Below are 20,457 nucleotides of genomic sequence, written 5' to 3'. Positions count from 1 at the left end.
CACAGTGTTAAGATTACGAATCGATAACGACATGGGATGTTTGCTATCGCTGGCTCTGTGCCATGAGTCACATTCGAACGGTCCGAGCGTAACCGGGTTCCCTGCGGGCCCGCTGGCGGAAGAAGGATCATGAACAGCTCGACATGGACACGAACGGCCAGGCTGGTGGCCCTCGTCGCGGCGTCCGCCGTGATCGCAAGCGCCTGCGGCAACAGCGGCGGTGTCGGCGGCGGCGGCGACGCAGCACAGGCCGAGACCAAGCCCGGAGAGACCGTCACCCTTAACTATCAGACCTGGTACCCCGACGAGGGCACCATCAAGAAGGCCATCGCCGGCTTCGAGGCGGCCAACCCCGACATCAAGGTCAACCTGCGCGTACTCGCATCGCAGGACTACCAGAAGCAACTTCCGCTGCAGCTCAACGGAGGCGAGAGCCTGGACGTCGTCGGTGTGCAGGTCTCCGCGATGACAAGCACCGTCGGGCCACAGCTGCGCCCGGTCTCGGACTGGGCCGACAAGCTCGACCCGAACTGGAAGGACAAGCTCGACCCGAAGCTGATCGACCAGACCGCCAAGATGTCCGACGACGGGCAGCTGCGCAGCATCCCCATGGGTGGGGTGGCCAGCGCATACATGTACTACAACAAGGCGATCCTCGACAAAGCCGGTGTCGCACCCCCGAAGACCGTGGCCGAGCTGGCCGATGCGGTGAACAAGATTCGGGCCGCCGACCCCGCCGTGACCACACCCGTCGCCTTCACCGGTGAAGGGTGGTGGCAGGAGGAGATGCTGTTCAGCTTCGCCGGACAGAAGAACCCCGGCCTGTCGGACTCGATCTTCCGCGGGGACGGCTCGTGGAACCAGCCGTCGGTGGTCGACGCGCTGACGGACTACAAGTCGCTGTTCGGGTCCGGGGCCGTGAGCACCGACACCCTCAGCCTCAAGGGCAGCGACCCCACCGGGCTGTTCTACTCCGGCAAGGCCGCCTTCCTCATGGGCGGCTCGTGGGAGGCCACCGTCATGTCGTCGGCCTTCCGCGCCGACAACGGCGTGGCGGCACAGGACATCGGTGCGGCGCCGATCCCGTTGGCCAACAACGGAACTCCGGCCGTGCGATCCCTGGCGGAGGGCGGACTGGCCATCCCCCGCTCGTCCACCCACGTGGCGCAGGCGGCCAAGTTCATCGCCTACATGACCTACGGCGACGGCGTGGACCTGTGGAACCAGAACCTGGCCTACGTACCGGTGGCCAAGGTCGGCTGGAGTGCGCCGAACACGATCCTCACCACCGACAGCGCCAAGAGCGGTGTCACCGAGATCGCCCAGTTGGCGTCGGCGGCGGGGTCGGTACGTGACTCCCAGCAGGACTTCCTCAACAACGTCGAGGGACCGACCATCCTGAAGGTGCTGCGCGGTGACACCACGCCACAGGATGCGGCGGCAGAGCTCCAGCAGGCCTGGACCAGCGGCCGGTTCCCGAGAGCGGGCAAGTGACGGTCGTATCACCTCGGTCGGCGGCGGCGGGAACACCGCCGCCGCCGCGGACCGAGGGCCCCGGCCGTCCACCGCGGCGGCGCGGACAGGGCCTGCTCGCCCTGCTGTTCCTGGCCCCTCTGCTGGTGTTCTACGGGATCTACTACCTCTACGCGTTCGTCTTCCTCGGACAGACCTCGCGCACACGGGTCGGCCTGTCCTTCACCAACGCCGTCGACGTGGGGTGGGAGAACTTCCGGTTGGTGGCCACCGACCCCCTGTTCCAGCGGGCGATCCTGAACAACCTGCTGTTCGCCGCGGTGGCCATCCTCGCCGCGGTCACCATCGGGTTCGTCATCGCGATGATGCTCGCGACGGGCGGGCGGGCCAACCGGGCGATGTACGTGGTGTTCCTGCTGCCGTCGATGATCCCGCTGTCGCTGTTCGCGACGGTGTTCGGGAAGATGCTCGGCGCCCAGTACGGGGCGTTCAACACCGCGCTGCGTTCGATCGGCCTGGACTCGCTCACCCGGGACTGGCTGGCCTCCTCGGGCACCGCGTACGCCGCGGTGTGTGTGCTGCTGGTGTACCTGGTGGGGCTGCCGATCATGTACTACCGGTCCGATGTCGAGGAGATCGACGTCGGCCTCATCGAGTCGGCCGTGCTGGACGGGGCGAGCACGTTCCAGATCTTCCGCCTGATGCTCTTCCCCCTCATGCGCAACACCCACCGGACGGTGATCCTGTCGGTGCTGCTGGGTAGCTTCCGAGCGTTCGATCTGATCTTCTTCTCCACCGGCGGCGCACCCTCGGGCGACACCGCCATCGCCGGCACCTACGTCTACGGCAAGACCCTGGCACTCAACGGCGTCGGGTTCGCCAGTGCCGCAGCAATTCTCGTACTGCTCGTGGCGTTCGCGGTCTCGAGCGCCCAACTGATCATCGAAAGACGGAAATCGGCATGAGTACCTCGGTGCAGGGACCGCTGACCATGCTCGGCGCGCGTGCGCGCGACCGACGCCTGATGCAGGTGCTCCTGCTGGCCATGGTGCTGTGGTGGCTGTTCCCCATGTGGAGCGCGGTCAAGGGTTCACTCGAGTACGGCGGGTTCGGCAACTACGTGCAGCTGCTCACCGAGCAGGTGGGTGGGGTGTACCTGCCGCGGACGTTCGTCAACAGCGTCATGGTGGCCCTGATCCACATCGCGATCGTGGTGGTGGCCTCCACGTGCGCGGGATTCGCGTTCTCCCGCTTGCAGTTCCGTGGCCGCGAGGTGAGTTACGCACTGGTGCTGCTGTGCCTGGCCGTACCGGCCACCTCGCTGCTGGTGCCGGTCTACTACATCACCGGCACCCTCGGACTGTTCGACACCCCGATGGCCGTGGCGTTCCCGGAGGCCACGTTGACCCTGCCGTTCGGGGTGCTGCTGATGCGCAACTTCGCCGACGGTCTGCCCGGCGACATGTTCGAGGCCGCCTCGATGGACGGCGCCGGGGTGATGCACGTCTTCCGGCACATCTACCTTCCGCTGGTGCGGACCCCGATCGTGAACCTGTCGATCCTCAGCGCCATGTGGTCGTTCCAGGACTTCGTGTTTCCCTCGCTGGTGCTGCGCGACCCGAGCATGACGACTGCCGCGCAGGCCGTGCAGACCATCCAGGGCGCGTTCGGCGCATCACCCCAGCAGCAGTCGCAGTACTTCGCCGCACTGGTACTGCTCGCACTCCCCGCCGTCCTCCTGGTGGTGTTCGGCCTGCGCTGGATCACCCGCGGACTGTCGACGGGTGGGTCGAAGGGATGACCGTGGCCAATCCTGGCGAGCCCGCCTTCACGACCGACCCCGTCTTCCCGGACCCGCTCGATGCGGACGCCGTCGCCCGTGAACGCGAGCGCCTGCTCGAGATCGCCGCCCGCACCATTGCCGACGGGCCCTACGAGCCCACCTGGGATTCCCTGCGGCGGAACGAGATTCCAGAGTGGTTCCGCCGGGCCCGCTTCGGCATCTTCATCCACTGGCTCGTCGCGGGGGTCCCGGCGTTCGGCACGGAGTGGTACCCCCGGCACATGTATCTCGAGGCGGCACCGGAGTACGCCCATCACCTCGCCACGTACGGCCCCCACACCGACCACGGGTTCAAGGACTTCATCGACGGGTTCACCGGAGCCGAGTTCGACGCGACCGAGCTGATCGATCTCGTCCGTGGCAGCGGCGCCGCCTACGTGGTGCCGGTGGCCGAACACCACGACGGCTACGTCCTCACCGACTCCGAGCTGACCCGCTGGACCGCCACGCGCATCGGGCCGCACCGCGACGTGATGGGCGAACTCGAGGGCGCGGCGCAGGCTGCGGGCGTCACCTTCGGGCTGTCGAGTCATCGCGCCGAGAACTGGTGGTTCTTCAACGGGGGCAGGCGATTCGACTCCGATGTCACCGATCCACTGTTCGCCGATCTCTACGGCCCGGCCCGCCCCAAGGACGAACAACCCGACCGGGCCTTCCTCGACGACTGGCTGGCCCGCACCGTCGACCTCGTCGAGCGGCACCACCCGAAACTGATCTATTTCGACTGGTGGATCGAGGAACCGGCGTTCGAGCCGTACCTTCGGCGCTTCGCCGCCTACTACTACACGGCGGTGCCCGAGGGGGTGATCGCCTACAAGTGGGAGGCCTTCGCGCCCGGCTCGGCCGTACGCGACATCGAGCGCGGATCGGTGCGCACCATCGCGGCCGAGCGGTTCCAGGCCGACACCTCCACCTCGCGCATCGGCTGGGCGTACCTGGCGCACAACGACTTCAAGTCCAGCGTCGACATCATCACCGAACTGGTGGACGTGGTGAGCAAGAACGGGTCCATGCTGCTCAACATCGGCCCGCGACCCGACGGCACACTGTGCGATGCCGAACGAGACCTGTTGGTGGACATCGGATCCTGGATGTCGACCCATGGTCATGTCATCCACGACACCACACCGTGGGTGGTGTTCGGGGAGGGCCCGACCGAGCCTCCGTCGGGATCCTTCGTCGACGCCGCACCGATCCCGTGGACTCCGGCCGATCTGCGCTTCACCTGCCGCGAGGACACCCTGTACGTGACCTACCTGCGCAGCCCCACCGACGGACGGGTGGTGGTGCGCTCGCTCGGGACCGACCTGCGTCTGGTCGATGCCACCGTGGTCTCGGTCGAGCACCCCGTGGTCGGCCCGCTCGCATGGATCCGCACGGCCGCGGGCCTCGAGGTGGACGGGGTGCCCGACACCGGGGACCGGCCCGGAACGCTGACGGTGGTCCTGCGCCCCGAGCCCGCACCGGCCCGCTACGAACCCGAGATGCTGCTGTGATCGACAGCACGGTGCAGTTGCTGTGATCGACAGCCACGTGCACCTGTGGGACCCCGCACGGCATCGCCACCCCTGGCTGAGCGGCGAACCTCTCCTGAACCGCCCGTTCCTGCCGGAGGATCTGCGGGCGGCCCACGGTGGAGCTGCGACCGGCGCGATCGTGGTCGAGGCCGACTGTGCGCCCGCGGACGCGGCGTCGGAAGCTGCCTGGTTGGCACACTTCACCGCCGCGGACGGCGTCGTCGGCGTCATCGCCGCCGCCCGGCTCGAGGACGACGGCATCGAGGCGGACCTAGAACATCACGCACGGACCGCCGCCGTGCGCGGTGTGCGTCGGCTGATCCAGGACCAGACTCCGGGGTTCGCCACGGCGCCGACGTTCGTGCGCAACGTCCGCGCCCTCGCCCGGCACGGACTGACGATGGACCTGTGCGTGCGCAGCCACCAGCTTCGCGAGGTGACAGAACTGGTACGGCTGGCCCCTGAGGTGAGCTTCGTACTCGACCACTGCGGAAAACCGGACATCGCGGGCGAGATGTTCGACGACTGGTCGGCGGACCTCGCTGCCCTCGCCGCGCTGCCCAACATCGCGTGCAAGATCTCCGGTCTGGCCACCGAGGCGGGGACGCGGCAGCACCGCATCCCCGCGTACCTCGAGCAGGTCCTCACACTGTTCGGCCCGCAGCGCGTGATGTTCGGCTCCGACTGGCCGGTGTGTACCTCGCAGATCAGCTGGAGCGGGTGGGCGCAGGTGGTGGACGGCGCTCTCGGACAACTCGGGGATGCCGACCGCATGGACGTGCTCGGCGGAACCGCTGCGCGCATCTACGGCCTCGCCTGAGCCGCCCGGGACCGTCGGGCGAGCACCCGGGCGATGAATCGACACGTGATCGATACCCGATCCCGCCCTCGTCGGTGCCCGAGCCCGCGTCGACGCAATTAGGCTCGACAGAGTTCGGGGGTTACGACGATCAGGGACGGCAATGACGTCAGGACGGCACGGGTGACCCCGCACGTACTGCAGTGCGGTGAGCCTCTCCTGCCCATCTCACTGGCGTCGCTACCCCTGGTGACCGTGGGCGAGATCCCGGACAGGGCCGAGTGCGACAGCTTCCTCGGCGACCTCGACGCCGTGGTGGACCCGCGGATGATCGTGCTCGGCACCGACGCCTCCCTCGCCGCCGTCCTCACCCGACTCATGCGCACCGACCGACTGCACGTCGAGGTGGCCTACGTGGCCGAGACGCCCACCGAGGCCAGTCAACTCTTCCGCATCGGCACCGGCTCGCGGGCCGCGACGGTGGCCGTCAACGGCACCGCGTCACCGGTGCCGTTGATTCGGGACGACACCGGGTCCGCGGTGGTCGGACGGGCGGTGGTGACCGGTGGTCACGGCGAGTTGAGCGGGGAGGCCTACTGCGACGACGTTCGTCTGTTCTCCGGCACCGTCCCGGCCGTCGAAGTGGAACCGACCCTCGAGATGCCCGGTCTCCGTGCCCGGGTGCAGGGCAGGAGGTCGATCTTCCGGCACCGCTGGGTGCGCGGGCGGGCCGTGCAGTTCGGTGGGCCGTCGGTGACCCTCACCCGCGACGGGGTGCCCAGCGGGCGGGAGACGACGCGGTCGACGATGTACCGCCACGACCAGCATTGGCTGCTGGTGCACTGACTCTCCGGATGTACGGGCTCACCAGGTGATGTCCTCGCGGCACTGACGGCCGTGCGCCCGAGTTTCCACCTGCACCGTAGCGTGCTCGAGCCCGTGCGTGGCGAGCACCCGCTTGGCGTCGGCGAGCACCGGCGTGGAGTCGTCGTCGGCGATCAGGTGCACCGTCGCGACGTCCTTGCCCGTCGTCAGCGTCCACACGTGCAGATCGTGGACGTCGACGACGCCGGGCAGCGCCGCCAGGTCCTTCTCCACCCCGGCGACATCGATATGCGCCGGACCCGCCTCGATGAGGATGCGCAGCGCCGAGGCCCCGAGCTTGACCGCCCGCGGGAGGATCCACAGCGACAGCGCCACGCCGACCGCGATGTCGGTCCAGGTCCACCCGAACGCCAACACCAGGACGCCCGAGACGAGGACGGCGATCGACCCCACCGTGTCGGCGAGCACCTCGAGATACGCACCGCGCACCGCAATGCTGTCCTGCGCATCGCCACGAATGAGCAGCAGCACCGCAACGTTGGCCGCGAGCCCGGCCAACGCGGTGAGCACCATGGGCAGGCCCGGGATGTCGGGCTCGGACCCCAGGCGATCGATCGCCTCGACGAACACGAACACCGCCACCCCGATCAGCAGCACCGAGTTGACCAGCGCGGTGATCACCTCAGCCCGGTGCCAGCCGAACGTGCGGGCGCGGGAGGCACTGCCCCGCGCTGCCAGACCGAGCGCCGCCAGCCCCATCGTCATACCGATGATGTCGGTGAGCATGTGGCCGGCGTCGGCGATCAGGCCGAGCGAGTCGATGATCAGACCCACACTGAGCTGCAGTGCGAAGAACACCACCAGAATCACCCAGGACAGGCGCATGCGCCGGAGCCGCCGGGCCGTGGGTGCGGCGTCCGATGTGTGCGAATGGCCGTGCCCGGCTCCCATACCTGCTCCTCCCGTGCCCCGCGAGAATACATGCATACATATGCATGTGTGAAGTGGGCGGCGGTCCGGGCGCCGTCTCCACGTACCCAATGTGACATTTGGTCAGCTGGGCTGACCAAATGTCACATTGGGTACGGTCGAACCGCCGGTCAGCGCACGTCGATCAACCCCAGTCGCACCGCAGCAGCCACGGCGGACGCCCGATCGCGCACTCCGAGCTTGGTGAACGCCCGCCGCAGGTGGGTGCGCACGGTGGTTTCGCCGACGAACAGCGCTCTCGCGATCTGCGCGTTGGTGTTGCCGCCGGCGACCAGATCGATCACCTCCACCTCACGTGCGCTGAGCTGCTGCGCACCGCGATCGCGCAGGTGCCGGGCCAGGATCGTGCCCACGTGTGCAGACACCCACCAACTCACCTGCACGGGCCCGGCGCACACCGTCGATCAGCTCGACTGCCGATGCGGTCTTGATCAGATACCCGTCGGCCCCGGCATCGAGTGCCTCACCGATGACCGACGGGTCCTCGACCACGGTGAAGATCAGCACCGCGGGTGACGACAGTGCACCAGAGAGCCGACGAACGAGACCGAGACCGTCCAGGCGCGGCATCCGCAGGTCCGTGATCAGCACGTCGGGAGCGAAACCACTGACCAACTCCAGCGCCTCGAGCCCGTCGCGTGCCTCACCGACGACGACGATCGGAGGGTTCTCCGACGCCTGAAGGGTGGCCACCAGACCCGCCCGAAGGATGTCGTGATCATCGGCCACCACCACCCTTACCGGTGGGGACGCACCGGCCGTCATGCGGCGGTCGGGTCGCGTGGCAGATCGACCGATACCCGCGTGCCCCGGTCCTGAACACTGTCGATGCGGGCATACCCGCCCAGGCGCTCGGCGCGGCGGCGCATCCCCGGCAGACCGTGCCCGCGCACGCCGTCCGCCGGATAGGTCGTGGACGCGGTCGCCGCCGGATCGAACCCGCACCCGTCATCGCTGACGACGACCCGCAGGTGGTCGGTGCCTGCCACCGTGACCGACTCCACTTCCACCGTCACCGTCGACGCGCGGGCGTGGTGCAGGCAGTTCGACAGCGCCTCGGTAACCACCTTGTGCACAGCGAACCGCACGGACGGGTGGACGTCGCCGACATCACTTCCGACCACCAGAGAGGCGCGGATACCCGACACCGCCTCGAACAGGTCGACGCTCCGGCGAAGTGACTCCACCAGGTCCTCCTCGTCGAGCACCGATGTGCGACCGATCAGGAAACGGCACTCGGTGAGCGCGCGGTCCACCTGCCTCCGCGCGGCGTGCAGTCGAGATGCCGCCTCGTCCGCCCGGTCGATCAAGGCCTCGCCGGTCAGAGCCTCGTCGACCCCGCGGAGCAGAACGGACACGGCGCTCAGGTGCTGAGCCATCCCGTCGTGCAGATCCGCCGACAACTCCTCGCGCTCGCGCGCCGCGCCGTCCACGCGGGCCAGTTCCTGTTCCAGTGTCCGTGTGCGCTCGAGGTGATCGATGACCTCGCGGCGCGCCTCCGACAGTGCGAGCGTGTGGGAAAGCCACAGGCCCACAACGACCGCCACCACACCGACCCCAATGAGGAGCGCGATCGCGACCCCCGCCTCCGGCACACGGTGACCGGCGAACGACGCCGCACCCGTGCCCGACAACACGACGACAACCACGACCGCGGCAGCGGGGACGACCGTGGCGAACGCCAGCGGAACAACGCCCACGAGCGCGAGGGCCGCGACGGGGTCGACGACGATCTGGGCGGCCACACCGGTCACGACGAGGGCGACCGGCAGCCCAGCGGGCGCTCGGTCGCGGTACTGCGGGACCACCGACATCACATATCCGGCGACGGCGATCGCAACGGAGACACCGACGACGACCAGTGCAACCCCACTGGCTCCACGTGTAGCCACCAGCGCCACCCCACCGAACAGGAGCAGGACCAGTACGTGCCACGCGCGGGCAGCGACGACGAACCCCGATGGGAGCTGGGACGCGCTCACGCCCACAACCTTACCCGGGCGGTCTGTTTCGCCGACCCGCGCGCGGCGTCGTCGGATCGGACGACACCACTGCGCTCGATCGGATCTCGCAGCCTCCCCCGCCGACCGGGAACCATCGAGTCCGGTACCACCCCACGCAGTCGACCCTGAAGAGGAACCACCATGAACAAGCCCGAACCCACCGCACCCGAACGCCCGAGCGCCGCCTTCGCCGTCCTGCTGGCCCTGATCCCGAGTCTGCTCGCCGCCATCGCCGTCGGAGTCACGTCGGGCGACGTCGGCCACGGGATCACGGCCGGCGCGATAGGGCTGGTGATCGGTGTGGGGATCTACCTCACCGTCGCCTACGCGGGAACGGGCACAGGCCGTTGACGCCGGCGACGCGCCGCTGCCACACGTCCGATCCCCCGCACCCACTGCGGGCGCCCGGTTTGGTGTACCCAATGTGACATTTGGTCAGCCCAGCTGACCAAATGTCACATTGGGTACAACAGAAAGTCGCTACTCCGGGTCCACCCGGGGGTGGGGCACGGTGGGCGGGAGGGTGGCGATGGCCGACATTCGTGACAGGCCGGCCACCTGCAGGAAGTCGACGATGATCGAGCGGATCTGCGCGAACACCACCGTCGCCGACACCCCCGCACCCACCACCAGGTCACCGGTGGCGCGCCGGGCGATCGTGCGGAGTTCGCGCGCGGCGTCGGCCTGTGTGGGCGGGGCACCGGGATCGGCGAGCATCATGGCGCGCAATGTGTGCGTGACCTCGGCCAGGTCGTCGACCAACCCGACCAGCCGGGGATCGAGGATCTCGTCGTCGCGCACCAAGGTCAGCGATCGGCGGGTGAGCACCCGAACGTTGCGGATGGCGTTGTCCAGCGGATCGGCGGTGGCGCTCAGGCGTTCGAGACGGGCCCGCGAACCCCAGTAGAGCGGGGAGATGCGGCTGATCTCGCGGCCCCCACGCAAGTCGGTACGCAGAGTGTCGATGGCCGGTTGCGTGGCCCGCGCCGACGCGAGAGCCGCCGCGACGGGTTCGGGATCGTTGGCCCGCAACCCCTCGGCCACCTGCGCCAGAACCGACCCGGCCGTGACGATCACGGCCGTGGCATCGATGCGGGCCCGACGCACCGGATGGGTAGGAACCAGCGCCACCACAACGATGCCCACCAGCCCGCCGACCAGGGCGTCGACCATCCGATTGAGACCACCCAGATCCCCCGGGGGCAGCAGGGTGGCCACCAGCACCGCCGACGAACCAGCCTGCATCGCGATGATCGGACCGGAGTCCAGGAACACCGCCGTCGACATCGCCAACGCCACCACCAACGCGATCTGCCACGCACCGGTGCCGATCTGTGAGATCAGCAGATCGCCGACACCGATCCCGACGGTGACCCCGACAACCAACTCCACCGACCGCCGCAGACGGGCACCGAGGGAGACGCCCAGCGACACCACGGCCGCGACGGGCGCGAAGAACGGGTTGGGGTGACCGACCAGGTAGCGGGCCGCCGTCCACGCCAGCGCCGCGGCCACCGCACACTGCAGGATCGGCACCGCGGACAGGCGCAGACGGGCCGTCGACGCGGCCAGCCGCGCCGACAGAGGGAGCGACCTACCCGAGACCAAGTTCCCCCGCCGCGCGCGGATCGCAGTCCTCGAGCAGGTCCAGGCAGCGCGCGTACTCGTCGTTCTCGCCGATGGCCTGCGCGGCGCGAGCCAGCACGGCCACGCACCGCAGGAAGCCGCGGTTGGCCTCGTGGCTGTAGGGCACCGGCCCGAAACCCTTCCAGCCGTTGCGTCGGAGCTGGTCCAGGCCGCGGTGGTAGCCGGTGCGGGCGTAGGCGTACGCGGTGATGGTCTGGCCGGACTCGAACGCAGCCTCGCCCAGGTACGCCCAGGCGATCGACGCCGTGGGGTGTGCGGCGGCGACCTCGGCGGGGTCGGCGTGGTTGAGCAGTGCCGACTCCGCCTCGTCGTCACCGGGCAGCAGGGTGGGATCGGGGCCGAGCAGATCACCGAAGGAAGTCATGATCGACAGTCTGCCCCAACCCTGCACCCGCGACGTCAGGAGCCCGACACACCCGCGACGTCAGGAGCCCGACACACTCCGCCCGGCGGACTGGAGGTCGGTGCACGCCTCGACCACGCGGGCGCTCATCGACGCCTCCGCCTTCTTGAGGTAGCTGCGCGGGTCGTAGACCTTCTTGTTGCCCACCTCGCCGTCGACCTTGAGCACGCCGTCGTAGTTGGTGAAGAAGTGCCCGGCGATGGGACGGCTGAACGCGTACTGGGTGTCGGTGTCGACGTTCATCTTGATGACGCCGTACTCGAGGGCCTCCTCGATCTCGCTCTTGAGCGAGCCCGACCCGCCGTGGAAGACGAAGTCGAACGGCTTGGAGCCGTCCGCCAGACCCAACTTCTCCGACGCCACCCGCTGACCATCGGCGAGCACCGACGGCTTGAGCTTGACGTTGCCCGGCTTGTACACCCCGTGCACGTTGCCGAAGGTGGCCGCGAGCAGGTAGCGCGAGCCGGTGTCGCCCGCGCCGAGCGCCTCGACGGTCTTGAGGAAGTCCTCGTTGGAGGTGTAGAGCTTGTCGTTGATCTCGGCCTCGACGCCGTCCTCCTCGCCGCCGACCACGCCGATCTCCACCTCGAGGATGATGCGCGCGGCCGCGGCGGCGGCGAGCAGTTCCTTGGCGATCTCGAGGTTCTCGTCGATCGGGATGGCCGATCCGTCCCACATGTGCGACTGGAACAGCGGGTTCCGGCCGGCGTTCACGCGCTCCTGCGAGATCGCGAGCAGCGGACGCACATAGGTGTCGAGCTTGTCCTTGGGGCAGTGGTCGGTGTGCAGGGCGATCGTGACGTCGTACTTCGCGGCGACGACGTGCGCGAACTCGGCCAGCGCCACCGCACCGGTGACCATGTCCTTCACGCCCTGCCCGGAGCCGAACTCCGCGCCGCCGGTGGAGAACTGGATGATGCCGTCGCTGCCGGCGTCGGCGAAGCCCTTGATGGCTGCGTTGATCGACTCCGAGCCCACACAGTTGATGGCGGGGAAGGCGAACTTGTGTTCCTTGGCCCGGCCAAGCATCTCGGCGTAGACCTCGGGAGTGGCGATCGGCACGGCGGGGAACCTCCAGTGAGTGGACGACTGATCGAACGCGCATCGCGTTCGTTGCACCAGCAGTATGGCAACCGCCGCGCGCACGGTCTCGACAACCGGGCACCACGACCGAGCGCCCCGGGGATTTCTCAGGTTGCCGCCGGTACTCTGTGCACCGTGACCAACCTTGCCCTGCTGCCCGGCTTCCTCGATCCCGTGAACCTGCTCAACAGCTTCGGTGGCTGGGTTCTGGCCGGGTTGCTTCTGGTGGTCTTCATCGAGTCCGGCCTGCTGTTCCCGCTGCTTCCCGGCGATTCGCTGCTGTTCACCGCGGGGCTGATCGCGGCGTCGAAGTCCACGGAGATACCTCCCTTCGCGCCGCTGTGGGTGCTGATGGTGACCATTCCCATCGCCGCGATCCTCGGCGACCAGGTGGGCTACTTCATCGGCAAGCAGGGCGGTAGCCGCCTGTTCTCCGAGGATGCGCGTGTGCTCAAGCAGAGCTACCTCGACGAGGCGCACGCGTTCTTCGACAAGCACGGACCCCTCACGATCTTCCTGGCCCGCTTCGTGCCCATCGTGCGCACCTACGCACCGCTGGTGGCCGGTGCCGCGGCGATGCGGTACCGCACCTTCATCGCCTTCAACGTGCTCGGTGGCGTGGTCTGGGGTGCCGGGGTGACCCTGTTGGGGTACCTGCTCGGTCAGATCGCGTTCATCCGCGACCACGTCGACATCATCTTCATCCTCATCGTGCTGGTGTCGGTGATCCCGATCGTCTACGAGGTGGGCAAGCGTTACCTCGGCAGCCGCCGCAACCCCGACGTCCCGGCCACCCCCGCCGACACCTGATGCCCCTCGCATCGGGCTCGCACGGCGGGCTGAGCTTTCTCGACTCGGCCGGCCCCACCCTGGTGTGGGTGATCGTGCTGAGCTTCATCTTCGTCGAGTGCGCCTTCATCATCGGGCTGTTCCTGCCCGGTGACTCCCTGCTGATCACGGCCGGGATCGCCCTGGCCGGGCAGTCCGCAGGCGAAGCCCACGTGTGGGCGCTGGCCGCGGGGGCATTCGTGGCGGCGGTGCTGGGCAACCAGGTGGGCTACCGCATCGGCCACCGCACCGGTCACACCCTGGTGGCGCGCAAGAACGGCAAGTACATCAACACGGCGAACCTCGAGAAGGTCAACGCCCTGCTGGACAAGCACGGGTTCTGGGCGGTGCTCGTGGCTCGGTGGATCCCGTGGGTTCGCACCCTGTGCCCGCTCGTCGCCGGCGCCGCACGTATGGACCACCGCCGCTACACCATCGCCAGCACGCTCGGCGCGCTGATCTGGGCACCGGTGCTCCTGCTGATCGGCTTCTATTTCGGCTCGGTGCTCGAGAACATCCCGTGGGTGCTGCCGGCGGTGCTCGCCGTCATGACGGCCACACTGGTGATCGGCACCATCGTCGGCATCGTGCAGTACCGCAAGGAGATCAACAAGCCTGCCGAGCCCGCCACAGTGCACGACGTGGGCGTCTGAGCGGTCTCGGTCGGGCCCTGAGTCTCAGTCCGGGAGAGTGCAGGCGGCTTCGAGGAGCATCCATCCGCTCAGCTGCACCGACAGATCCCGCTCCGGCACCGACGACGACACCACAGTGCCGCCGGTGAACCTGGCCACGGCCCCGTCGGTACCCGGCAGCCGCGCCTGACGGGACCAATCCTCACCGAACAGCGGCAGACCTTCGATACGCAGCGACATCTCCCACGCCGACTGCGCGCTGCGACGCACGATGTGCGCGGCCGTGGAGCGGGTGCGCACGCTCGCCGAGTCCTCACCGGGCAGCGTGGTGGCAACCAACGCGAGGTACCGGGCGAGGATGCCGTTGAACAGTCCCCCGTCGCCTCCCCCGGACCCGGTGATCACCCCGTCCACGGTGAATCGCTTCTCGGTGGCCTCCACCAGTCGGTGCACGCGACGGGCGTGGCGGGCGCCGCCGAGCCGCACCGCCAGTTCGGTCTCGGCGCCCATCACCACACCCTGGCAGTAGGTGAACTCCGCCGTCTCCATGCGCCCGTCGGTGTGCACGCCGTCGAGAACCAGTCCGGTGGACGAGTCGACCAATCGCTCGTCCATCCAGTCGGCCATCGCCTGCGCGCGCCACACCTTGCCGGTGCGCGCCAGCATGATCGCCGCCGGTCCGTTGGCGGGGACGTTGAAGAAATCGGCCTTGGTGTTCCACGGGATGCCACCGCCCGCGGCGGGATCCCACGACTCGAACAGCTCCGACTCGAGGTCCCCGACAGCCGAACGGAAATCGATCGACGTCAGCCGCTGCGCCCGTTCGAGCGCCAGGCCCAACCAGGCCATGTCGTCGTAGTACTTGTTGGTCCAGCCGGTGATGTTGCGGAGGCGATGGCCACGCGCCGCCTTCACGATTCGGCGCTTGCGCCGCACGGTGGGCGACCGGACCGCGGCGTCGACGAGGCAGTCGATCAGGTGCGCCTGCCACCAGTAGTTCCACCGGAAGAACGCCCGCTCGCGCCGCACCGGCGGCCACGACACCACACCGAGGGCGGTACCCGGAACACCACACACCCGGCGCACGTGGCGGGTGAGGATGGCCTCCTCGGCGGCGTCCGCCCTGTCCGGCCACGACTGCAGCATGGGGCCGATCTTGCCACCAGCGACTCACCACGCGGCGGCAGGATCGGCGTGGACCCTGATCCAGGCGTGCATCGCGATGCCGGCGGCCACTCCGGCGTTGATCGAGCGAGTCGATCCGTACTGCGCGATCGAGACCGTCATCGACGCGACGTCGCGCGCCCGATCGCTCACCCCCGGCCCCTCCTGCCCGAACAGCAGCAGGGCATTGCGGGGCAGTTCGGTCGATTCGAGTGGTACCGATCCCGGCACGTTGTCCACGGCCACCACCACCAGGTCGTGCTCACGCGCGTGGACGAGCAGGTCGTCGATGCGATCGTGGTGGAGCAGGTGCTGATACCGATCGGTGACCATCGCCCCTCGCCGATTCCAGCGCCGACGGCCGACGATGTGAACCGCCGCAGCGGCGAAGGCGTTGGCCGTGCGCACCACGGTGCCGATGTTCGCGTCGTGCTCGAAGTTCTCGATCGCCACCTCGAACGGGTGCCGACGGGCATCGATATCGGCCACGATCGCCTCGCGGCGCCAGTACCGGTACGCGTCGACCACGTTGCGGCGGTCCCCGGCGGCGAGCAGCTCGGGATCCAGTCGCGGATCCGACGGCCACGGCCCTCGCACGGCCGGATCCCACGGCCCGACCCCGCGAGGATGCTCACCCCACTCGGTGGGTCCGGGCGGGGTGGGTCCGGGCGGGGTGGGATCGGGCGGGGTGGGGCCGGGCTGGTCCGGGTCGGGACTCAGTGAGCGAGCCTCTTGTTCACCCGCCGGGTCAGCCACGCCGGGGAGAACCGCGATCCCAGGGTGAGCACCTTCGCCGGGGTTCCCACCGGGAAGTGGATCTGGTGGAGCAGGGTGTTGGTGAGGAAGCTGCGGTTCTGGGTGGCCTTGAACAGCTCGTCGGCCACGTCCTGCGGGACGAGGTTGATGCCGAGCGAGTTCGTGGTGCCGGTGGTGACACCCTCGGTCATCGCCGACTGCACGAACAGCGGCCACATGGCGATCACGCGGATGTCGTGGCGCTTCCACTCGATGTCGAGAGCCTCGGTCAGACCACGCACCGCGAACTTGCTCGCGCTGTAGGTGGCCAGCTCGGCCTGCCCGTAGATCGCCGACGCCGAGCACAGGTTCACCACCTGCGCACCCTTGGTCTTCTTCAGGTACGGGAACGCCGCGAGGGTGCCGTTGACGACGCCGCCGACGTTGATGTCGATCTGACGACGGTGCACCTTGATGGGCATGTCCTCGAAGGCACCGGCGGCGAGAACCCCGGCGTTGTTGACCAGGACGTCGAGGCGGCCGCCGGCGGCAGCATCGAACTCGGCCAGGCGCTCGGAGAACTGATCGAGGTCGGTCACGTCCAGAACACCGGTGGTGATCTGGGCTCCCTTGGCCACGACCTCCTTGGCCAGTGAGGCCAGACCCGTCTCGTCGATGTCGTAGGCACCGATGTGGTAGCCGGCGCCCGCGAACGTCAACGCGGTGGCCCGGCCGATTCCGGCAGCGGCGCCGGTGATGAAAACAGTAGGTTGTGGCATGGGGACAGAGTACGACAGCACAGTCGAGAAGCACCCTCGGCTACCGCCAAGTAGCTTCGGCGACCCCCATCACCCAGATCGCACGAATGGGCTGCACATGGACCACACCCGAATCGGCCGGGCCGTCGTCGCCGTGACGGCGGTGTATCTCGTGGTGCTCGCAGTGTGGGTGGGTTTCTTCGTCCACCGCACCCCACCGGGCACCCTGCCGTATCAGCTCGCCGGACTCGTCGCGCTCTACGGGGCGGCTCTGGGCCTGGCGATGATGTTCGCCTCGCGTGGCCCCGACGTCGAGGGCTGGGCGACGGTGACGGCCGTGCGCCTGCGCGGCAGCGAGGTCGAACTCGAACTCGACGTGGTGATACCCGGCTCGCAGCCCTACACCGGTGTGGTGCGCACGCGCGGGGACTGGGAGGTGGGCAGCACCATCACCGTGCACGCCGACCCCGAGCATCGAGATCGGCTGTGGCTGTGAGCGGCCCGGTTCACGTGGTGCTGGGCGCCGACGTCCTCGACTGGGACCTCGGCCCGCTGACCGTGGTGCACGACGGTGATGCCGTGATCGGCGTGTACTTCCCCGAGCACCGCCCCGCACCGTCCCCCGAGCGACTGGGCACTGCGGTCGACGCCGACGCCCGGCCGGAGTTCGCGGAGATCATCGCCGAGTTCCGCGGCTATCTCCGCGGCGAGATCACCGAGTTCACATTCCCGATCGCGCCGTCGGGAACGGCGTTCCAGCTGGCGGTATGGGCGGCTCTACGGGCCATCCCCTACGGCTCGACCTGCACGTACGGCGATCTGGCCGGCGCGATGGGCAACCCGAGCGCCGTGCGCGCCGTCGCCGCCGCGAACGCGCGCAACCCGCTGAGCATCGTGGTGCCGTGTCACCGGGTGATCGGCGCGGACGGCACCCTCACCGGCTACGCGGGCGGACTGGACGCAAAGTCGTGGCTCCTTCGCCTCGAGGGCGCTGCGCCCCTGACCCTGCTGTGAGGACCGAACCCGGCCGCGCCTCAGAGTCCGAGGTCGGCCAGGCCCAGCAGCGAGCGGTACGGAACGCCCTCGGCGGCGATGACGGCGTCGGCGCCCGTCGCACGATCGACCACCGTCGCCACCCCCACCACCGTGGCCCCCGCCTCGCGCAGCGCACGCACCGCGGTCAACGGCGAGTTACCGGTGGTGGTGGTGTCCTCGACCACCAGCACACGTTTGCCGACCACGTCGGGTCCCTCGATCTGTCGCTGCATCCCGTGCGCCTTGGCGGCCTTGCGCACGACGAAGGCGTCGATGGGGCGGCCAGGGGCGTGCATGACGGCGAGAGCCACCGGGTCGGCACCCATCGTCAGGCCGCCGACGGCGTCGAAGTCCCAATCGGAGACCATCTCTCGCAGCAGTGCGCCGATCAGCGGGCCCGCCCGGTGGTGCAGCGTGGCCCGTCGCAGGTCGACGTAGTACTGCGCGGTCGCCCCGGAGGAGAGCGTCACGGTTCCATGGACGACGGCCAGCTCGCGCACGAGGGCGGCCAGTTCCTCGCGCTCGGAGCCGGTGTCGTGGGAACCAGGGGTGTCGGAGCCGGGGGTCGAGGCAGTGGTGTCGCTCATGCCCAGGAGCCTAGAGGTACCCGGCCCGTGCGCAGATGCTCAGCTCACCGGGGCGGGAACAGCGGAAGGTGCGGCGACCTCGACGAACAGTTCGGGCACCGGCACCCGCGCGAGGGTGCCCAGCGGCCCCGCCGCGAGACGACCGACGGCGCGGGCGTGGGTGTTGTAGACCTTGATCGCTCCGGCGATGCGCTGTTCGACGGTGTCGAGTTCGCGCGCGGGGCGGTGGAAGTCCCACGCCCCCACCAGCGACGGAGTGAATCGCGCCGCGTGCGCGAGGTCGTTGACCGCCACGGAGAGGGCGTTCTCGGCCGCCGCGCGGGCGGCGAGCCCGAAGTTCTCCTCGCGGAGCATCGACGACCAGGTGCGGGCGCCGACGAGCTGCGTGATCGTCTCGCGGTCCAGATCGGAGGCGGTGGCCGCGCGGACGGCGTCGGCGACCAGCTCACGACGCCGATCGAGTTCGGTCTCGAGCAGCGCCAGCGCGGCAGCGGTGGTGCCGGCACGGCGGCGCAGGTCGCGAACACCCAGGTGGATCGATATCGCCACGGCCAGAACGACAACCACAAGAACAACACTCGTCGCAATAGTCACACGAGCAACATAGTCGGGTGCGGCGGACGCGTCGACCCGACACACGGATCAGGTGCGCCCGCGCGCACTCCCGAACCGCGACGTGAGAGTGCGCACCAGCGTGCGCGGAACCAACCGCGACGCCGAGGTGAGCGCCTTGTACTGGACGCCGGGGACGCTGATCACCCGGTCCGCGTCGAGATCGGCGAGGGAGACACCCACCACCTGCTCGACGTCGAGGTACATGAGCTTGGGGATCGAGCTCATCTCGATTCCCGCGCGCTGGTGGAACTCGGTGCGCACGAAGCCCGGGCACAGCGCCTGGATGCGCACACCCGTGCCCGCCAGCCCACCGGCGAGGCCCTCGCTGAACGAGATGACGTACGCCTTGGACGCCGAGTACGTCGATCCGCGGCCGGACATCAGACCGGCGACGCTGGCGACGTTGATGATCGAGCCGCGCGCCGCCGCGATCATCGACGGCAGCGCTGCACGGGTGAAGGCCATGACGGCGGTGACGTTGACGTCCAACTGCGCCTGCAACAGCGCCGGTTCCGCCGTCCAGAACTCCCCCGAGGTACCGAATCCGGCGTTGTTGACCAGGAAGTCGACACCCTCCTCCAGGCGCGCGATCACCCGGGCGCGGTCGGCTTCGACCGTGAGGTCGGCGGGCAGGATCTGCGACGCGGCGCCGTAGTCGGCCTTCAACTCGGTGGCCAGCGCGGCCAGTCGCTCCTCGTCGCGGGCGACGAGGACGAGGTCGTGGCCACGTGCGGCGAGACGACGGGCGAAACCGCCGCCGATGCCCGAGGTGGGGCCGGTGACGAGAGCTACGGGCCGGGCGGCACCCGATCGGTCATCGATGGTCATGCCCGCCGACTCTAGTCGCGTGCGCCCTCGGCCTCGGTGGTCTCACGTGGGCGCGGGCCGGCGGGCGGGGGCAGTACCCGCAGCAGGCCCGACAGTCGACCGACGGTGTCGATGGCGGCATCCCAATCCTTGGGCGTCGATCCCATCGGCAGGGTGCACAGGGTCCAGTCGCCCTCGCTCCACAGGAACTGCACGGTGGCCGGGATGCTGTGGGTGAAGGCGACCATGCGCTGATCGCACACCCGACGTGCGACGTCGAGGTCGGTCCCGAAGATCACGCGGGGACCGAGGGAGCCGAGCAGATCCATGTCCGGGTCACGCGGCGGCGGGGTGGACCGCAGGCGCAGGTCCAGGTCGACGTCGGACCCGATGCGGCGACGGAAGGCCACGACGGTGACGGTGTCCTCGACGTCGAAGAGGTAGAAGATCTCGCCGCGATGCACGCCGTCGACGATGTCGATGGCGGGGAGGTACTCGGTGGTGGCCAGTGCGGCCCGCGACCACCGTGAGGGCAGGCCGGGGTCGCTGGGGGTGTAGCGGTAGCCGCGCGAGGCCGCCCATGTCTCGCGGGCATGCCCGACGCGGCTGCGCTGCGCCCTGTCGACGTAGAGCAGCGCCGCTGCGCCCAGCAGCGTCATGACGGAGAGCCCGAACCACAATGCAGTCATCGCCGCCGATCCTATCGTGCGGTC

At 69.0% G+C, this 20,457-nt stretch carries 25 protein-coding genes; 11 read left to right on the top strand and 14 right to left on the bottom strand.

From position 1 onward, the window contains the following. Positions 1–129: 129 nt before the first annotated feature. The 6 genes from ACY48E_RS02950 (at position 130) to ACY48E_RS02925 (ending at position 6,478) form a co-directional block, all read left to right on the top strand. Positions 130–1,494 carry an ABC transporter substrate-binding protein gene (locus ACY48E_RS02950; protein ID WP_462870603.1) on the top strand — a complete coding sequence of 455 codons (1,365 nt, stop codon included), beginning with the start codon at positions 130–132 and terminating at the stop codon, positions 1,492–1,494. After that, a complete protein-coding gene (locus tag ACY48E_RS02945) occupies positions 1,491–2,438 on the top strand; it encodes a carbohydrate ABC transporter permease (RefSeq protein WP_462870602.1) in 948 nt (315 codons plus the stop codon). Before ACY48E_RS02950 ends, ACY48E_RS02945 begins: the two co-directional genes overlap by 4 nt. Beyond that, on the top strand, positions 2,435–3,274 hold the full coding sequence (locus ACY48E_RS02940; RefSeq protein WP_462870601.1) for a carbohydrate ABC transporter permease: 840 nt from the start codon (positions 2,435–2,437) through the stop codon (positions 3,272–3,274). Before ACY48E_RS02945 ends, ACY48E_RS02940 begins: the two co-directional genes overlap by 4 nt. A gap of 2 nt (positions 3,275–3,276) precedes the next feature. Next, positions 3,277–4,812 (top strand): alpha-L-fucosidase, encoded by a 1,536-nt coding sequence (locus ACY48E_RS02935; protein ID WP_462870600.1) that lies wholly within the window; start codon positions 3,277–3,279, stop codon positions 4,810–4,812. 22 nt (positions 4,813–4,834) lie between these two features. Next, on the top strand, positions 4,835–5,653 hold the full coding sequence (locus ACY48E_RS02930; protein WP_462870599.1) for an amidohydrolase family protein: 819 nt from the start codon (positions 4,835–4,837) through the stop codon (positions 5,651–5,653). Positions 5,654–5,815: 162 nt separating this feature from the next. Further along, positions 5,816–6,478 (top strand): hypothetical protein, encoded by a 663-nt coding sequence (locus ACY48E_RS02925; protein WP_462870598.1) that lies wholly within the window; start codon positions 5,816–5,818, stop codon positions 6,476–6,478. Between the two features lie 18 nt (positions 6,479–6,496). On the opposite strand, the gene ACY48E_RS02920 is transcribed toward ACY48E_RS02925, so the two are convergent. The 4 genes from ACY48E_RS02920 to ACY48E_RS02905 all read right to left on the bottom strand — a co-directional run bounded on the left by ACY48E_RS02920 (position 6,497) and on the right by ACY48E_RS02905 (position 9,429). Then, positions 6,497–7,408: a cation diffusion facilitator family transporter gene (locus ACY48E_RS02920; protein ID WP_462870597.1), complete on the bottom strand. Its 912-nt coding sequence runs from the start codon at positions 7,406–7,408 to the stop codon at positions 6,497–6,499. 149 nt (positions 7,409–7,557) lie between these two features. Beyond that, positions 7,558–7,731 carry a LuxR C-terminal-related transcriptional regulator gene (locus ACY48E_RS02915; protein ID WP_462870596.1) on the bottom strand — a complete coding sequence of 58 codons (174 nt, stop codon included), beginning with the start codon at positions 7,729–7,731 and terminating at the stop codon, positions 7,558–7,560. A gap of 7 nt (positions 7,732–7,738) precedes the next feature. Continuing rightward, entirely contained in the window at positions 7,739–8,176 is a 438-nt protein-coding gene (locus tag ACY48E_RS02910; RefSeq protein WP_462870595.1) for a response regulator, read from the bottom strand. Positions 8,177–8,208: 32 nt separating this feature from the next. After that, on the bottom strand, positions 8,209–9,429 hold the full coding sequence (locus ACY48E_RS02905; protein ID WP_462870594.1) for a sensor histidine kinase: 1,221 nt from the start codon (positions 9,427–9,429) through the stop codon (positions 8,209–8,211). Positions 9,430–9,591: 162 nt separating this feature from the next. Between ACY48E_RS02905 and ACY48E_RS02900 the strand changes: the two genes are divergently transcribed. After that, positions 9,592–9,801, top strand: coding sequence for a hypothetical protein (locus ACY48E_RS02900; RefSeq protein WP_462870593.1), 210 nt, complete (start codon positions 9,592–9,594; stop codon positions 9,799–9,801). 129 nt (positions 9,802–9,930) lie between these two features. Here the strand turns inward: ACY48E_RS02900 and ACY48E_RS02895 are convergent, their stop codons facing one another. The 3 genes from ACY48E_RS02895 to fbaA are packed head-to-tail and all read right to left on the bottom strand — an operon-like array spanning position 9,931 to position 12,562. Then, positions 9,931–11,058 carry an FUSC family protein gene (locus ACY48E_RS02895; protein WP_462870592.1) on the bottom strand — a complete coding sequence of 376 codons (1,128 nt, stop codon included), beginning with the start codon at positions 11,056–11,058 and terminating at the stop codon, positions 9,931–9,933. Next, positions 11,045–11,461, bottom strand: coding sequence for a DUF3151 domain-containing protein (locus ACY48E_RS02890; RefSeq protein WP_462870591.1), 417 nt, complete (start codon positions 11,459–11,461; stop codon positions 11,045–11,047). Before ACY48E_RS02890 ends, ACY48E_RS02895 begins: the two co-directional genes overlap by 14 nt. Before the next feature lie 60 nt (positions 11,462–11,521). Further along, the gene (fbaA, locus tag ACY48E_RS02885) at positions 11,522–12,562 is read right to left on the bottom strand and encodes a class II fructose-bisphosphate aldolase (RefSeq protein WP_462870590.1); all 1,041 of its coding nucleotides are present in this window, start codon (positions 12,560–12,562) and stop codon (positions 11,522–11,524) included. A gap of 156 nt (positions 12,563–12,718) precedes the next feature. On the opposite strand from fbaA, the gene ACY48E_RS02880 reads away from it, so the two are divergent. Together ACY48E_RS02880 and ACY48E_RS02875 are read left to right on the top strand one after the other, a co-directional pair. Then, on the top strand, positions 12,719–13,393 hold the full coding sequence (locus ACY48E_RS02880; protein ID WP_462870589.1) for a VTT domain-containing protein: 675 nt from the start codon (positions 12,719–12,721) through the stop codon (positions 13,391–13,393). Next, positions 13,393–14,064 carry a DedA family protein gene (locus ACY48E_RS02875; RefSeq protein ID WP_462870588.1) on the top strand — a complete coding sequence of 224 codons (672 nt, stop codon included), beginning with the start codon at positions 13,393–13,395 and terminating at the stop codon, positions 14,062–14,064. The genes ACY48E_RS02880 and ACY48E_RS02875 overlap by 1 nt, the downstream gene beginning before the upstream one ends. 24 nt (positions 14,065–14,088) lie before the next feature. Here the strand turns inward: ACY48E_RS02875 and ACY48E_RS02870 are convergent, their stop codons facing one another. Genes ACY48E_RS02870 through ACY48E_RS02860 form a run of 3 tightly spaced genes read right to left on the bottom strand, consistent with a single transcriptional unit; the run spans position 14,089 to position 16,721 of the window. Beyond that, positions 14,089–15,189 carry a glycoside hydrolase family 76 protein gene (locus ACY48E_RS02870; protein ID WP_462870587.1) on the bottom strand — a complete coding sequence of 367 codons (1,101 nt, stop codon included), beginning with the start codon at positions 15,187–15,189 and terminating at the stop codon, positions 14,089–14,091. A gap of 24 nt (positions 15,190–15,213) precedes the next feature. Further along, a complete protein-coding gene (locus ACY48E_RS02865; RefSeq protein ID WP_462870586.1) occupies positions 15,214–15,963 on the bottom strand; it encodes a TrmH family RNA methyltransferase in 750 nt (249 codons plus the stop codon). Beyond that, on the bottom strand, positions 15,924–16,721 hold the full coding sequence (locus tag ACY48E_RS02860; protein ID WP_462870585.1) for an SDR family oxidoreductase: 798 nt from the start codon (positions 16,719–16,721) through the stop codon (positions 15,924–15,926). The genes ACY48E_RS02865 and ACY48E_RS02860 overlap by 40 nt, the downstream gene beginning before the upstream one ends. Before the next feature lie 97 nt (positions 16,722–16,818). Here ACY48E_RS02860 and ACY48E_RS02855 point away from each other — a divergent pair, with 97 nt between their 5' ends. Together ACY48E_RS02855 and ACY48E_RS02850 are read left to right on the top strand one after the other, a co-directional pair. Further along, the gene (locus ACY48E_RS02855) at positions 16,819–17,196 is read left to right on the top strand and encodes a hypothetical protein (RefSeq protein WP_462870584.1); all 378 of its coding nucleotides are present in this window, start codon (positions 16,819–16,821) and stop codon (positions 17,194–17,196) included. Continuing rightward, a complete protein-coding gene (locus tag ACY48E_RS02850; protein ID WP_462870583.1) occupies positions 17,193–17,714 on the top strand; it encodes a methylated-DNA--[protein]-cysteine S-methyltransferase in 522 nt (173 codons plus the stop codon). Before ACY48E_RS02855 ends, ACY48E_RS02850 begins: the two co-directional genes overlap by 4 nt. Positions 17,715–17,734: 20 nt before the next feature. On the opposite strand, the gene pyrE is transcribed toward ACY48E_RS02850, so the two are convergent. The 4 genes from pyrE to ACY48E_RS02830 all read right to left on the bottom strand — a co-directional run bounded on the left by pyrE (position 17,735) and on the right by ACY48E_RS02830 (position 20,433). Next, on the bottom strand, positions 17,735–18,322 hold the full coding sequence (gene pyrE / locus ACY48E_RS02845; protein ID WP_462870582.1) for an orotate phosphoribosyltransferase: 588 nt from the start codon (positions 18,320–18,322) through the stop codon (positions 17,735–17,737). Between the two features lie 39 nt (positions 18,323–18,361). Beyond that, the gene (locus tag ACY48E_RS02840; protein WP_462870581.1) at positions 18,362–18,889 is read right to left on the bottom strand and encodes a LemA family protein; all 528 of its coding nucleotides are present in this window, start codon (positions 18,887–18,889) and stop codon (positions 18,362–18,364) included. A gap of 75 nt (positions 18,890–18,964) precedes the next feature. After that, entirely contained in the window at positions 18,965–19,765 is an 801-nt protein-coding gene (locus ACY48E_RS02835) for an SDR family NAD(P)-dependent oxidoreductase (RefSeq protein WP_462870580.1), read from the bottom strand. Between the two features lie 11 nt (positions 19,766–19,776). Continuing rightward, positions 19,777–20,433 carry a type III secretion system chaperone family protein gene (locus ACY48E_RS02830; RefSeq protein ID WP_462870579.1) on the bottom strand — a complete coding sequence of 219 codons (657 nt, stop codon included), beginning with the start codon at positions 20,431–20,433 and terminating at the stop codon, positions 19,777–19,779. Between the last annotated feature and the right edge of the window lie 24 nt (positions 20,434–20,457).

It is taken from the genome of Rhodococcus sp. AZ1 (assembly GCF_054979605.1).
This window is presented reverse-complemented; position numbering and strand designations above follow the sequence as displayed.

Bases quoted from the DNA above. Each gene is read 5' to 3' on its own strand.
- pyrE (WP_462870582.1), bottom strand. From the start codon at position 18,322: ATGAGCGACACCACTGCCTCGACCCCCGGCTCCGACACCCCTGGTTCC.
- ACY48E_RS02870 (WP_462870587.1), bottom strand. From the start codon at position 15,189: ATGCTGCAGTCGTGGCCGGACAGGGCGGACGCCGCCGAGGAGGCCATC.
- ACY48E_RS02855 (WP_462870584.1), top strand. From the start codon at position 16,819: ATGGACCACACCCGAATCGGCCGGGCCGTCGTCGCCGTGACGGCGGTG.
- ACY48E_RS02920 (WP_462870597.1), bottom strand. From the start codon at position 7,408: ATGGGAGCCGGGCACGGCCATTCGCACACATCGGACGCCGCACCCACG.
- ACY48E_RS02900 (WP_462870593.1), top strand. From the start codon at position 9,592: ATGAACAAGCCCGAACCCACCGCACCCGAACGCCCGAGCGCCGCCTTC.
- ACY48E_RS02875 (WP_462870588.1), top strand. From the start codon at position 13,393: ATGCCCCTCGCATCGGGCTCGCACGGCGGGCTGAGCTTTCTCGACTCG.
- ACY48E_RS02890 (WP_462870591.1), bottom strand. From the start codon at position 11,461: ATGACTTCCTTCGGTGATCTGCTCGGCCCCGATCCCACCCTGCTGCCC.
- ACY48E_RS02830 (WP_462870579.1), bottom strand. From the start codon at position 20,433: ATGACTGCATTGTGGTTCGGGCTCTCCGTCATGACGCTGCTGGGCGCA.
- ACY48E_RS02940 (WP_462870601.1), top strand. From the start codon at position 2,435: ATGAGTACCTCGGTGCAGGGACCGCTGACCATGCTCGGCGCGCGTGCG.
- ACY48E_RS02950 (WP_462870603.1), top strand. From the start codon at position 130: ATGAACAGCTCGACATGGACACGAACGGCCAGGCTGGTGGCCCTCGTC.
- ACY48E_RS02860 (WP_462870585.1), bottom strand. From the start codon at position 16,721: ATGCCACAACCTACTGTTTTCATCACCGGCGCCGCTGCCGGAATCGGC.
- ACY48E_RS02835 (WP_462870580.1), bottom strand. From the start codon at position 19,765: ATGACCATCGATGACCGATCGGGTGCCGCCCGGCCCGTAGCTCTCGTC.